The sequence below is a fragment of the Corynebacterium sp. HMSC30G07 genome, assembly GCF_001806945.1.
GTDB classification, from domain to species: Bacteria; Actinomycetota; Actinomycetes; order Mycobacteriales; family Mycobacteriaceae; genus Corynebacterium; species Corynebacterium riegelii.
Map to the genome: position 1 here is coordinate 69,647 of NZ_KV786457.1, position 13,232 is coordinate 82,878.

Sequence of the window (13,232 nt, forward strand, 5' to 3'; positions counted from 1 at the left end):
AACAACTTACAAACAACTCCGCCTTAAAATATCCCCGAAAATACCCTATATCTGCAGATCAAAGCAGCTATCAGGAGTTGTTTGGAGTTGTTCAGAGTTGTTTATTACTCACCGCTTTACTCTCGCAACTCACGTCGCCCGCGATTCCTGAGCCCCGCGCCACGTGATCACCGCACCGGCGGCTGCGATCAGAACAATGCCTGTAACCATGGACCAGGTCAGGTGGTCGCCGGAAAACGCCCAGCCCAAGATCGCGCCAATCACCGGATCTAGGGCAAAAAGCGTACCGACGACCGCCGCCGAGACAATCCCCGCCGCAATCGTGTCCATCACATACGGAATCACCGCACCGATGAACCCGGAGATGACGATGGTGACCCACACGGGGGCGTCGATAAGCGGAACTGCTCGAACTGAGAAAGGAGCAAGGATCAGCGCGGCAACAACCACAGACAAGGCAAGGTCCGACATGCTGCCGTTTTCGGTGCTCCCCATACGCTCGGCGAACACCGTGTAACCAGCGAAGAAACAGGCGCCGACCACAGCAAAGCCAACACCGAGCGGATCCAGATCATTCGATGGATTCGCAATCAACGCCACACCCACGAACGCGGCGATGGCCCACAAGCGGGAGCGCCACATCTTCAGCCCCAGGAAAGACACAACGCAGGGGCCGAGGAAATCGATGGTGACGGCAACGCCTAGGGGCAGGCGGGCGATAGCCGCATAAATCATCACGCTCATCATGCCCATGGTCACGCCGTAGACCGCGATGTTGATCGCCCGGGCGCGGGTCATGCCGCTCAGCTTCGGACGGAACAACAACACCATGATCACGGCCGCGGCCGTCATGCGCAGGCCGGACACACCCGGCGCGCCAATAGGCTCGAGCAGGTCTCTTACCAAAACGGCAGCGGCCTGCGTGCCTAGCGAGCCGATCAGGACCATCAAAACAGGAGCCGCTGGCAGGGCAAGAAACGCGTTCATGCCCTGGCGGCTCATGCGGAATTGATTACGTTCACGCGCCACGCGCGCCAGATTAGTGCAAACGCCGGACTGGGGGGTCACATCCATGGCAGCGAAATAGTAAAGATAGTAAAAATAGTAAAGATAGTAAGAAGTAGTAAGGAGGCACGATGCCGACGATTCAAAGGCGCCCCAAGAACCCCTTCACTGCGACAGTGGGAAAAACGCCACTCGTTCTTGCAGGACGCGATGAGCACCTCCACGATTTCGACGCCGCCATCCAAGATGGGCCGGGAAGCCACGAACGCATCTCCATCATCACCGGCCCAAGAGGCGTGGGCAAGACCGTTCTGCTGAATGAGTTTGAGGAAGTTGCGAAGGCGCACACGTGGCACGTCATTTCCGAAACAACAACACGCGGTTTCAACGACCGCATCCGCGACCGTGCATTCAACCTCTTGCAAGAGCTTTCCAGCGAACCCAAGCGCCGCCTATCCAGCGTCAATACGCCTTGGTTTGGCCTTGCCACAGAACCGGTGTCCGGCTTCTCACCCACCCCCACATTGAGATCGGTGCTCGACGAACTTCTTGGGCGGCAGGCCGAGATAGATGCCCGGCACAATCAGGAACCCGTTGGCCTACTGATCACGTTGGACGAGCTGCACTACGCCCACATGGATGAGATCATTGAGTTCGGCACAACAGTCCAGCACCTCGTCCGAGAGGACCGCGAGATTGCGGTTGCGATGGCTGGCATCCCTGGCGCGATAAAACCCCTGCTTGCTGCCGATGAAGGACGCAACCCCGTAACCTTCTTACGCCGCGCAAACAGGATTGAAACCGGAATGGTTTCAATTGAGGAAGTCCGGAGGGCGCTGGAAGAGACCACCGCCCAAGTCGGGGTCACCTGGTCCTCAGATGCACTGGATACGGCATCCATGGCAACCGGCGGCTACCCGTTCATGATCCAACTGGTCGGGCAGCACGCGTTCCGCAACCTTAGCGGCAGCAAGATCGACGAAGACGCTGTTTCACTTGGAATTGGTGCTGCTAGGAGGAAGCTCGGACAGCTCGTCCATGAACCGTCTATCGCGGATCTTTCAGAAGTGGATCGCACTTTTCTTACCGCAATGTCCACCGACGACGGTCCCTCGCGCATGTCAGATATCGCGGCACGCATGGGCGTTGATGCGCAATACGCGGGAACCTACCGCAAGCGGCTTATAGACGCTGAAATGATCCGCCCCACATCACACGGTTACGTCGATTACGAGCTACCCTACATGCGCGAATATCTGCGCTCTCACCATGCAGCCGATGCGATGGCGCAGTTTTCCATCTGGCCGGAGTGAGAGCGCACCCCGGCCCCAACCGAAAAGGTCTAGTGCCCGCGCGGCTGGTCGATCGGCTTGCCGTCCTCAAAGTAGGCACGTACGTGGTTATCAAACACAGACAGCGCTGCGCTAACAGTCATCCCACCGCTCGTACCCAACGACTCGATGTGTGTTGCTCCCGTTCCAAGCACGTAGAAGGAGATTGCTCACGAGCTGAGGCATACCGTAGAATGCTTTCGTTAGGCTAGGCAGCCCTAACTTGAGTTTCTTTTTACCTACGAAAGGCGTAATCTTGGCACTCTTTGGCTCTCGTCCCTTCAAGGCAGCCGCAGCCACTCTCACCGCGGCGTTCATGCTTGCCAGCTGCTCCAGCGGCGCAGGCGCCCCGACAGCTGCTCCAGAAGCTTCCGATGCCAACGGGGCAGACGAGCGCATCGTCACAATAGGCCTCGGCGACGTCGATACGATCCTTGCCCTGGGCGAACAACCGGTCGGTTACGCCACCTGGGAACAGGAAGGTTCGGGCGATCCCTCCGGACTTGGGCCGTGGGCCAAGGACAAGCTCACTGTCGAGCCAAACCCAATCCGTGGTACCACCACCGAATTCAGTACCGACACTGCCGAACAAGTGGCTGCGCTGAACCCGACCAAGATTATTGCGGTCAACAGCGGTCTCGAAGCAGACAAGAAGGCGCTGCTCGAGCAGATCGCACCGACGACTTTCCACTCGGATGAGTACCCGGATTGGCAAGTACCCTGGGAAGTACAGATCAAGGAAATCTCCAAGGCCTTAGGCAAAGAAGACGAAGGCCAAAAGCTTATCGACGACTCCGAGCAGGCTTTCAAAGACTTCCGCGAAGCACACCCAGAGTTGCAGGGCAAAACAGCCGTAATCGGCATGCCCTACGACGGGAAGCTCGGCGTGTACACCTCAGGCGACGGCCGCGGTGCTTTCATCGAAAAGCTTGGTTTCAAAATCCCAGAGAAGTTCAACGGCGATGGCTCCAGCTTCTTCCTCGATTGGTCCCCCGAGAACTACGCTGACTTCAATGACGTGGACTACCTCTTCGTGTTGGACTACTATGGCGCGATCGATGCGCTGAAGAACGACAAGGCTTTCATGGATCTTGATGTCAACAAGCGTGGCGGGCTCTACTGGCTAGACACCGATACTGCCAACGCAATGAGCATGCCAAACCCCCTCACGATCCCGTACGCAATCGAGCAGATCGAGAAACAGCTCTAGGCATTTCAGGGGGCGGGTGCCTACCGGGGGACGACCAGTGGGCCACCGCTCACCGGATCGGACGCCACAACCGCAGGCAGATCGAAAACGCGGCTCAGCAAAGACTCTGTAACCACCTCGGCAGGCGCACCGACCGCACGAACCTCGCCGCGCTGCATCACGATCAGCTGATCTGAGTAGCGTGCGGCGAGGTTCAAATCATGCAACACCATGAGCACAGTTCGCCCCTCCTGATCAGCGAGGCGACGTACAAGCGACAAGACCTCGACGGAGTGGGACAAGTCGAGGTATGTCGTTGGCTCGTCCAAAAACACAAGCGGAGTGTCCTGCGCTAAGACCATCGCGATCCAGGCGCGCTGGCGCTGTCCGCCAGAAAGCCGCTCGAGCGGACGATCTGCAAACTCCGCAATATTGGTCAGCTCCATCACAGCATCAACCGCACGCGCATCCTCAGCAGAGGCCTGCCGTAGCCAGGACTGGTGCGGGTGGCGTCCGCGGCTCACCAGATCGCGGACCGTCAGCCCCTCGGGGGCAACAGGTGTCTGTGGCAGTACTGCAAGCTGGCGCGCAATCTCGCGGCGCTTCAGTTTCGCCGTGTCCACGCCGTTCAGCGTGACCGTGCCGTGATCGCATGCAATAAGCCCAGCGGTAGCTCGCAACAGCGTTGACTTGCCGCAACCATTCGGACCGATGAGTGTGGTGACGCCGCCTTGAGGCACGTCGAGATCAATGCCATCAACGATGACGGTAGCGCCATAACTCACCTTGAGATTTCGAACTTGAAGCATCATACGGACACCTTTCGTGTTGCGCGCAGCAGCGTGTAGAGCAGTACTGTGCCACCAATCGCGGTTGTGGCTATCCCCACCGGCAGGTTCCCGGGCACCAAGATGCGTACCGCTACGTCAGCGCCGGACACGATCGCCGCACCAGCGAGCATTGCTGTTCCTAAAGGCGGCGTCGCTGCTTGCGTGATCTTGCGTCCGATCTGTGGCGCAACAAACGCCACGAATGCTATCGGACCAGAGGCTGCGACAGCCATCGATGCCAGCACGACAGCCATGAGCATGAGGATGAGTTGCATATGCCGAGGCTCCACCCCGAGGCCAGCAGCCGTATCCTCGCCTAAAGAGAGCGCCTGAAGGTTGAAGGCTGCCCACCGCAAGAGTGGAATAACAACTGCCAGAGCAATAAGCACAGCGAGGGCATCGCGCCAGTTCGAAGAACCCACCGAACCGGTGATCCACGCCTGCGCTTTGCCCACATCGCGATAGTCGGCGCGAACGAGCAGGAACGAGTTGTAGGCCATCGCTAACGCGTTGATAATGATCCCGGCGAAGACAAGCTGGAAAGACCCGAGCCCCGCGCCACGGCTCAGCCCCCAGATTGCCGCGGACACCACTAATCCACCGAGGAACGCGCTGAGGGGGACTCCCAGTACATGCAGCAGCATTCCGGAGCTTCCACCAGTAAGTAACGCAGTCAATGCGAAAGCGGAGGCACCCGAGGTGACGCCCAAGATGTCTGGGCTTGCCAAAGGATTCCTCGTGATGGTCTGGAAGATCGCCCCCGCAAAACCCAGCGCAGCTCCTACTCCCAAAGCTGTCACTACCCGCGGCAGACGCCACTCAAGAATCACCGTACGAGCCAATTCCGTGGTTTGGCCCATGAGCGCAGAAACAATATCCCGGACCGTAAGCTCGAAGTCTCCGACCATGACACCCCCAAGGGCCGCGGCGAGAGCCAACACCGCAAGGACACCATTCGTCACGAAAACCCGCATCACAGTTTCGCCCCTTTCCGCAAGATGTACAGGGCGAATGGGGCGCCAACGAAGGCGAGCGTGATGCCCACCTGCAATTCGCCAGGCCGTGCGATGATGCGTCCGATAACGTCGGCAAGCAACAGCAGCGAGGCCCCAGCCAGCGCGGAACACGGCAGCACCCAGCGGTAATCTGGCCCCGTAACGGCGCGCACGAGGTGCGGAACGACCAGGCCGACGAACCCGATCGGGCCCGCGCCAGCCACCGCGGCACCAGTAAGCAATGCAACCACGATGATGCCCACGGCCCGCGCGATATTCACTCTCACGCCAAGTGCACTGGCCACGTCATCTCCCAAGTTCAGGAGGTTCACCTGATGTGCCGTGCCAAAGGCGAGCACAAGCCCGAGGAGTATCACCGGGGCAAGCACCGCGACCACTTGCATGTCGCGCCCAGCTATAGCGCCCGCTGTCCAAAACCGCATCTCATTGAGGCTTTGCGTATTCGTCAGCACAATGCCGCTAGTAAGCGCACTACAAACCGCACCCAGCGCAGAACCTCCGAGCACGACCATGATCGGCGTAGATCCCAGGCTCCTCATACTGAGCACGAACACGAGCGCCACCGCAAGTATTGCACCGAGGAATCCCACCCCAACAGTGCCCAATACTGACATTGAGCCGTGAAAGGAAATGGCTGCTGCCACTGCAAGAGCCGCGCCGGGACCGACGCCCAGCAGGTTTGTGTCCGCAAGCGGATTTCTGGTGTGACCCTGCAGCAGCGCGCCCGCCGTACCCAACGCTGCCCCCACCAACAGGCCGAGCAGGGTGCGCGGAACTCGAAGTTGCGCGATGATCTTCGCCTCGTCGCTGGACGCCTCAAGTCGTTCGGATCCTCCTGGGAATGCCAGCACGATTCCATCACGAACCGCGCTCAGCGTTGCCCCGAATCCCATTTCGCGCGCCCCGAACAACAAAGACAGCACTGCTGCACACACGGTAGAAGCCGCAAGGAAAACAACAAACCCTACGTGTCTATTCACGCTGTACCCCCGTTAACGCCAGTACCCCATGAACGACACGTGGTGGCGAGGCACACCCACCTCGCTCACCAGCAGTCGCCGCATCGCCTTCACGGCCGTATTCTTCCCTGCGATCCAGTAATAGGTATGCCCTGCAGCATCCAAAGCGGAAGCTATGGATTCACCACTGCTGGAGTACGTGGGTGTCTCCCAGACCTCGTCATGCGAGACTTCATCTACGAGATCAGGTTTCCCAGCTCCCATAGGTACAGCAGCGCTGCGGGAATCAACCTCGTCTTTCAGTTGCGTAAGAAGCAAGTCCCCGTAATCGACGTCATCGTGTTCGCGGAAGTGCCAGCGGACGTCGACCTGTACAGGGGCGTCGATGGGCAAGTGGTTGCCGGCCGGTACCTCAATGTCAGCAGACCCGGCGAGGCCCTCGGGCCAATCTTCCAAAATGCGGGCTATTGCGGGAAGCGCGGTTTCGTCACCATAGAGGCATGCCCTTGCTGCAGACCCCGGATTGAATTCGATGCCAACCCCGGAGTCATCATCGCGAGTTGGTCCAATTATCAGGAGCTGCTGCCCAGGTTGCGCGTCTTGCGCCCACGCCGAGGCTGGACCGGGATTGTCATTGTGCAGAACAAAGTCCACATCCACTTCATCCGGGCCATCGGCATACCGCCGGAGCTTTCGAATCGAGTAGGTACGGAGGTGCCCGCGCGTGTGCTCCGGCATCGCACGCCACGCGTCCCACCACCCTTCCTCCGGGAGGCTCAGCACTCCACTGGCGGGCGGGATCAGCAGTTTGATACGCAAATCCCTGATGGGCACGGCAGGCCCCATAGCGTCGATTCCGGTGAACGTCACCCGTTGGAAGTTCGGCGCGACGCGTTCACTGCGGACGACGGTTGCAAGGAAAGGCCTGAAACTCACGCCGCAAACTATATAGGGTTGCCTAGCCTAAGGAAAATGTTGAGGTACGTAGTCCCCTAACGTAGTCCCCTAACGCCCGCGTAGCTGGAGTCGGCCAGGATGCGGCTACACCTCGCCGGGGAACTCGACCGTCGTGCCGTCGATCACATTGGACGGCACACCAATCTTGCCGGTGGCGCGGACGTCGGCGAACCCGTCGAGTGAATCGCGCAGGGTGAGGAAGCGTTTGAGGTTGCGCAGGTCGGTGACGTCGAGAAGTTCGGCGTCACCGAACACCTGCGGATCTGCCTTGAACCGCGCGATGACATCCGTGCAGTCAGGACAGTCGGGGTGGACGAAAATCTCAATGCTCACTCGTTGCTCCTAGTGGCCGCGCGGCTGGTCGATCGGCTTGCCGTCCTCAAAGTAGGCACGTACATGGTTACCAAACACAGACAGCGCTGCGCCGATGGCCATGTGCATGTCCAGGTACTGGTAGGTGCCAAGACGTCCACCGAACAGCACCTTGTTTTCGCGGGACTCGGCTGCGGCGAGGCGTCGATAAGCCTCCAGCTTCGAGCGGTCTTCCGGGGTGTTGATTGGGTAGTACACCTCATCGTCGCCCTCAGCGAAGCGGGAGTATTCCTTCACAATGACGGTCTTGTCGGCAGGATAACTATCCTGCCGCTCCGGGTGGAAATGGCGGAACTCGTGGATGCGGGTGTACGGCACGTCCGCGTCGTTGTAGTTCATCACAGAGGTGCCCTGGAAGTCGCCGGTGTCCAGTACTTCCTGCTCAAAGTCGAGGGTGCGCCAGCCGAGGTGGCCTTCGGCGTAGTCAAAGTAGCGGTCCAGCGGGCCGGTGTAGACGACCGGGGCGTCGGGAGATTCGGCGCGGATGGCGTCGCGGACGTCGAACCAGTCGGTGTCTAGGCGGACGTCGATAAGCTCGTGCGCAGCCATCTTCTCCAGCCACGCTGCGTATCCGTCAACCGGCAGGCCTTCGTACTTGTCGTTGAAGTAGCGGTTGTTAAACGTGTAGCGAACCGGCAGGCGCGAAATGATTTCCGGCGGCAGATCAGTCGGATCGGTTTGCCACTGTTTGGCGGTGTAGTGCTTCACAAAAGCGTCGTACAGCGGCTTGCCAATCAGCGCAATGCCGCGCTCCTCCAGGTTGGTTGCGGCCGCTGGGTCGAGGCCTTCGCGCTGCTGTTCAATCAGTTCGCGAGCCTCGTCCGGCGAGTAGTACTTGCCAAAGAACTGGTTGATCAGGCCCAGGCCCATAGGGAATTGGTAGGCGGTGCCGTCGTGCATGGCAAACACGCGGTGCTGGTAGTCGGTGAACTCGGTGAAGCGGTTGACGTACTCCCACACGCGATCGTTCGAGGTGTGGAACAGGTGCGCGCCGTACTTGTGCACCTCAATGCCGGTTTCTGGCTCCTTTTCGCTGTATGCGTTGCCGCCGATGTGGTTGCGCTTTTCCACCACCAGCACGCGCTTGCCCAGCTCGCTCGCCGCCTGCTCCGCCACGGTCAGGCCGAAAAACCCGGATCCAACAACAATGAGGTCATAAGTCATAGGTGCCATTTTCGCACAGTTGCTTTTCGACGCCACGCTTCACGACACGCCGCAAAGTCTCAAGGTTCACGTGAGGGTTGAGATTGCGGTAGCCTGCAGTTAACTATTGTCACATCAGCCACAGGAGTGAAACCGTGCAACATCGTCGACAGTGGGCCAACCCCATGTTCGCCGTCCTTTTGGCGGTGGCCATGGTCGCCTCCGCTGCATTTGGTGGCCAACACATTCTGCAAGTACAAAACGTCGCGCCGGCAGCCACTGGCGTCTACGCAGACGAAGCCAGCTTTGACACCGGCGCCAACATCACGGTTGATGACGCCGCGGTGCGCACCCAATCCGGTGAGGAAGACACCGTCCGCCGCGTAGTCAAAGAGTTCACGCGCGAGCGCGAGTTCTCGGTTGTTGCGCTGACCTGGAAGGGCCCACGCGACATCGTCGCTTACGTGCGCTCCCAGCGTGCCGACGGCTCCTGGAGCCCCTGGTTCGAAATGGACCCCGACGACTCCCCCACCGGTGTGGAAACCAGCGGCACCGAACCGATCTTCGTTGAGCGCACCAAGCGCATCCAGGTTTCCACCGGCAACGTGGACCTGCTCGAAGACGGCCGCGCCGCCTCCGAAGCACCGACCACGGCCCGCGACATCCAAGCCGTGTTCCTTGACGGCGGCGTGGACGAAAACGTGATCACCCCGGCCGCGGATTCCTACTCCCGCGCCATGCCGAAGGTAATCACCCGCGCACAATGGGGCGCAACAAGCAGGAACACCCCGTACTACTCCGAGCCCGTCAAGGCCGTGACCGTGCACCACACCGCAGGTTCCAACAACTACTCCCGCGCTGAGTCCGCCGGCATTGTCCGCTCCATCGAGCACTACCACGCGCACGTCCGTGGCTGGGGCGACATCGGCTACAACGCGCTGGTAGACAAGTACGGCAACATCTACGAAGGCCGTGCCGGCGGTCTGGACCGCGCAGTCCAAGGCGCACACGTGGGCGGCTTCAACACCAACACCTGGGGCGTGTCCATGATGGGCGACTACTCCAAGACCGCACCCACCACCGCGTCCCTGCAGGCAATGGGTGAACTGATTGGTTGGAAGGCTGCCGTCGCAGGCTTCGACCCGATGGGCACCAGCTACCTGTCTGCAGACTTCAGCTTCGCAGGCGCCCGCTACGGCGCGGGCAAGGGCGCATACTTCCCCAATGTAAACGCCCACCGTGACTTCCACTTCAGCGACTGCCCGGGTGACAGGTTGTACAACAGACTGCCCGACATTCGTCGAGTAGCAAAGGTGAAATACACCGCAACCAAGGCGTCGCGCTCGTTCGTCAGCCCGGCCATCCCGAACAGGGACGGCACCAACACCACGGTGACCAGCCCGTCGAACGGCACTGGAACTAAGGTTGCCAACACGCTGACCAAGCTTGCCGACGGCGATACCGCCACCATCGCAACCGTCGTAGGCACCATCGCCGGCGTGGCCCTGATCTACGCACTACAGAACGGCCAGCTGGGCGACCAGGTCAAAAACGTCGGCGGCACCGAGATCATCTCCGGCATCACCGTCCAGGACGTCACCCCCATGATTGGCCCAGCCCTTGAGGTTGTTGGCAGCTCCGAAGCATCCACCGTGTGGAAGTCCTTCGAACCTATCATGGGCAAGCTCGCGGGTACGGTCTCCGGCGTGGGCGGCCAGCAGATGGCGCTCTACGCAAACGGCCTCGCCGTGAAGGACACCGACGGCGAGATCTACGCCCTAGTCGGCCAGATCGCCAACGCCTGGCTGCAGCAAGGCCTCGACGCAGGCCCGCTGGGCATGCCGATCACGCCGCAGCGCAACGCCAACCACGATGAAATCCGCATGGACTTCCAGGGTGGCGCGATCGTCTACTCCATCTCCCAGCGCAACATCAACATCATCACGAACTAAACACTGAGGACAGGCGGCAGGTTACGCCTGGTTGTAGGAACGCAGCACGGCGTCCTCCCACTTCGCAATGAGCCGGTCCCGGTCGGGGCCGGCCATTTCGTTTTGGAAGGTGGTGGGCGTGCCGAGGGTAAACGGGGCGTCGATAAGCGAAATGCCCATTGCCGCAGCCGAGGCTGCCCCCATCACTGTGGTTTCGATGTTGGCCGGGCGCACCACGTCAAAGCCGAGGATGTCCGCCTGCATCTGCATCAACAGATCATTGCTGGTCATGCCACCATCAACCTTCAGCTGGGTTGGCTCGCCGCCCATCGCGCGGACCACCTCCAGCGTCTGCAAACACGTCGCCTCCAGCGCCGCACGCGCAATGTGCCTGCGATCCACAAAACGCGTCAGACCAGTAATAATGCCACGCGCATCCGGACGCCAACGCGGCGCAAACAACCCCGAAAACGCCGGCACAATAGTCACCCCGCCGCTATCCGGCACCTGGCTGGCCAGCGCCTCCGTCTCCGCGGCGGTGCGAATGATGCCCAGCTGATCACGCAGCCACTGCACCAGCGAACCGCCAACCGCGACCGACCCCTCAAGCGCATACACCGGCGGCTGGCCTGCAACCTGGTACGCCACCGTGGTTAACAGGCCAGTGTCGCTGATGTTGAGCTGCGTACCCGTGTTGAGCACCATAAACAGCCCCGTGCCGTACGTCATCTTCGCACTGTTTTCCTCCAGGCACCCCTGCCCAAACAGCGCCGCCTGCTGATCTCCCAGCACCCCAGTAATCGGCGTGTTTGCTAACGGTCCCCTTGCGCGCACCGAGCCAATCTTGCCTATCGACGCCCCAATCTCCGGCAACACCCCCACCGGCACCCCAACCGCCTCACATAATTCCTCGTCCCAGTTAAGCGTCTGCAAATCCATCAGCAACGTACGGCTTGCATTGGTTACGTCTGTGACGTGCAACGCCCCGTCCGTAAGATTCCAGATCAGCCAGGTATCAATCGTGCCAACTAGGAGCTCGCCCCGCTCCGCCCGCTCGCGCGCATTGGGGACGTTGTCCAGGATCCACGCCCACTTCGGCCCCGCCGGATAGGAATTATGCAACAAGCCCGTCTTGCGCTGGTACGCATACGGATCCCCGTCATGGTTCGTCCTTGTGTCTTGCCACACAATCGCGTTATAAATCGGCTTGCCGGTGGCCTTCTCCCACACCACCGCCGTCTCCCGCTGGTTAGTAATCCCCAGCGCTACAACATCACGCTCATCAATATCCTTGCTTGCCAAGGCCTCTACAATCGCCCGGCGAGTGTTACGCCAAATCTCCTCCGGGTCATGCTCCACCCACCCCTGCCTGGGCAAATACTGCTTATGCTCAAACTGCGCTTGGGAGACAACCTGGCCGTGGTCATCCGTAATAAACACGCGCGTGGACGTCGTTCCCTGATCAATGGCAGCAACAAGCGGCATGCCTGGAGATCATACTGCGAACATTGCCTCCATTTGCCTCGACCACTCCCGGAACCCAATATCCAGCCGCCCATCCATCGGCCTAACCCCCGGATACTGATTGAGCAAGGCCTGCAACTGCTGGATCATCCCTGGATTGAACACATCGTCCCAGCCCACGCGGAAAAACACGGCACCTTTATTCTGCAGCTGTTTCTCCCTATGACGCTCACTGCGCAACGCGCTTAGCGCATCCCCCATCGCGCCGCTGGTCTTCTCCGCGCCGTCAGCTTCCACCACGATGAACTCATTGATAATGCAGTCCACCCACGCGGCTGTGATGCCACCCAGCTCATCAGCAATTTGATACCCCACCTGGAACTCAATGGTCTCCACTCCCGTCAGGCGGCCATGCTTGATCGCCCACAGCAGCGTGTCACGCACCAAGGTCTCGAGCACGCTTGCCGACGTCTCCCCCGCCCCCTCAATCAACCTCCTAAACGGTTTAATGCCCCTGGCCTGCGGTAATACTTCCGTTTTCTCCAGCAACGTCTCCACCGTGAGATGCGCGTGCTGCCACCTGGCAGACTCAATCTGCACCAACGCGTCCAACCTGCCGTAATAACGGAACGTGTCAAACATCGCCCGGACCCCGATTGTGCTTTTGACCCCCTTGACGGTGCAGGTCTCCGCGTCCCGGAGGATTCCACCGTGATAGACCTTGTCCCTGTATTTAGCTCCCCAGGTTCTCGAGTTCCCTGGCAGAACCAAGTCCACTTTCTCTACCCACTTGAGCGTTGAGAGTCCCATCCAGCGTGCTGCTGCTGGCCCCGTGATCACTGCTGTTTTACATTGCCCAGCCACTTTCGCAATCAGAGCGAGTTCGGCTTCCCTTTTCTTTGTGTAATCCCCCATGCGGTTATTTCTACCGCATCTTTGTGAGTTTCACACGCGCTTTTCATTATCTGCTAGGAGCGCGCGAGGTTCCCCTAGCAGACAATGAAAACGCCCCTCCATTTCCGCTGGTCAAATATA

The 13,232-nt window shown here is 59.9% G+C and carries 12 protein-coding genes; 3 read left to right on the forward strand and 9 right to left on the reverse strand.

Annotation, left to right across the window (positions count from 1 at the left end):
- Nucleotides 1–129: 129 nt before the first annotated feature.
- Nucleotides 130–1,029, reverse strand: a complete 900-nt coding sequence (locus tag HMPREF3104_RS04680; RefSeq protein WP_246816357.1) for an EamA family transporter — start codon at nucleotides 1,027–1,029, stop codon at nucleotides 130–132.
- A 107-nt stretch (nucleotides 1,030–1,136) separates the two neighbouring features.
- Here HMPREF3104_RS04680 and HMPREF3104_RS04685 point away from each other — a divergent pair, with 107 nt between their 5' ends.
- The gene (locus HMPREF3104_RS04685; protein ID WP_070494586.1) at nucleotides 1,137–2,318 is read left to right on the forward strand and encodes an AAA family ATPase; all 1,182 of its coding nucleotides are present in this window, start codon (nucleotides 1,137–1,139) and stop codon (nucleotides 2,316–2,318) included.
- 274 nt (nucleotides 2,319–2,592) lie between these two features.
- A complete protein-coding gene (locus tag HMPREF3104_RS04690) occupies nucleotides 2,593–3,546 on the forward strand; it encodes an ABC transporter substrate-binding protein (RefSeq protein ID WP_246816358.1) in 954 nt (317 codons plus the stop codon).
- 20 nt (nucleotides 3,547–3,566) lie between these two features.
- On the opposite strand, the gene HMPREF3104_RS04695 is transcribed toward HMPREF3104_RS04690, so the two are convergent.
- The 6 genes from HMPREF3104_RS04695 to glf all read right to left on the reverse strand — a co-directional run bounded on the left by HMPREF3104_RS04695 (nucleotide 3,567) and on the right by glf (nucleotide 8,823).
- Nucleotides 3,567–4,337, reverse strand: coding sequence for an ABC transporter ATP-binding protein (locus HMPREF3104_RS04695; protein ID WP_070494587.1), 771 nt, complete (start codon nucleotides 4,335–4,337; stop codon nucleotides 3,567–3,569).
- Nucleotides 4,334–5,329 (reverse strand): FecCD family ABC transporter permease, encoded by a 996-nt coding sequence (locus tag HMPREF3104_RS04700; protein ID WP_070494588.1) that lies wholly within the window; start codon nucleotides 5,327–5,329, stop codon nucleotides 4,334–4,336. Before HMPREF3104_RS04700 ends, HMPREF3104_RS04695 begins: the two co-directional genes overlap by 4 nt.
- Nucleotides 5,329–6,351 carry a FecCD family ABC transporter permease gene (locus HMPREF3104_RS04705; protein ID WP_070494589.1) on the reverse strand — a complete coding sequence of 341 codons (1,023 nt, stop codon included), beginning with the start codon at nucleotides 6,349–6,351 and terminating at the stop codon, nucleotides 5,329–5,331. Before HMPREF3104_RS04705 ends, HMPREF3104_RS04700 begins: the two co-directional genes overlap by 1 nt.
- Nucleotides 6,352–6,363: 12 nt before the next feature.
- On the reverse strand, nucleotides 6,364–7,266 hold the full coding sequence (locus tag HMPREF3104_RS04710; RefSeq protein ID WP_070494590.1) for a siderophore-interacting protein: 903 nt from the start codon (nucleotides 7,264–7,266) through the stop codon (nucleotides 6,364–6,366).
- Nucleotides 7,267–7,371: 105 nt separating this feature from the next.
- Complete coding sequence (locus tag HMPREF3104_RS04715) at nucleotides 7,372–7,620, reverse strand: hypothetical protein (RefSeq protein ID WP_083278932.1); 249 nt, start codon at nucleotides 7,618–7,620, stop codon at nucleotides 7,372–7,374.
- Nucleotides 7,621–7,629: 9 nt separating this feature from the next.
- The gene (gene glf / locus HMPREF3104_RS04720; protein WP_070494591.1) at nucleotides 7,630–8,823 is read right to left on the reverse strand and encodes a UDP-galactopyranose mutase; all 1,194 of its coding nucleotides are present in this window, start codon (nucleotides 8,821–8,823) and stop codon (nucleotides 7,630–7,632) included.
- A 134-nt stretch (nucleotides 8,824–8,957) separates the two neighbouring features.
- Between glf and HMPREF3104_RS04725 the strand changes: the two genes are divergently transcribed.
- Complete coding sequence (locus tag HMPREF3104_RS04725; RefSeq protein ID WP_246816359.1) at nucleotides 8,958–10,754, forward strand: N-acetylmuramoyl-L-alanine amidase; 1,797 nt, start codon at nucleotides 8,958–8,960, stop codon at nucleotides 10,752–10,754.
- Nucleotides 10,755–10,775: 21 nt separating this feature from the next.
- On the opposite strand, the gene glpK is transcribed toward HMPREF3104_RS04725, so the two are convergent.
- A complete protein-coding gene (gene glpK / locus HMPREF3104_RS04730; RefSeq protein WP_070494593.1) occupies nucleotides 10,776–12,218 on the reverse strand; it encodes a glycerol kinase GlpK in 1,443 nt (480 codons plus the stop codon).
- Between the two features lie 9 nt (nucleotides 12,219–12,227).
- Complete coding sequence (locus tag HMPREF3104_RS04735) at nucleotides 12,228–12,839, reverse strand: hypothetical protein (protein WP_141738128.1); 612 nt, start codon at nucleotides 12,837–12,839, stop codon at nucleotides 12,228–12,230.
- Nucleotides 12,840–13,232: the final 393 nt, after the last annotated feature.

Bases quoted from the DNA above. Each gene is read 5' to 3' on its own strand.
- glf (WP_070494591.1), bottom strand. From the start codon at position 8,823: ATGACTTATGACCTCATTGTTGTTGGATCCGGGTTTTTCGGCCTGACC.
- HMPREF3104_RS04735 (WP_141738128.1), bottom strand. From the start codon at position 12,839: ATGTTTGACACGTTCCGTTATTACGGCAGGTTGGACGCGTTGGTGCAG.
- glpK (WP_070494593.1), bottom strand. From the start codon at position 12,218: ATGCCGCTTGTTGCTGCCATTGATCAGGGAACGACGTCCACGCGCGTG.
- HMPREF3104_RS04685 (WP_070494586.1), top strand. From the start codon at position 1,137: ATGCCGACGATTCAAAGGCGCCCCAAGAACCCCTTCACTGCGACAGTG.
- HMPREF3104_RS04700 (WP_070494588.1), bottom strand. From the start codon at position 5,329: ATGCGGGTTTTCGTGACGAATGGTGTCCTTGCGGTGTTGGCTCTCGCC.
- HMPREF3104_RS04695 (WP_070494587.1), bottom strand. From the start codon at position 4,337: ATGATGCTTCAAGTTCGAAATCTCAAGGTGAGTTATGGCGCTACCGTC.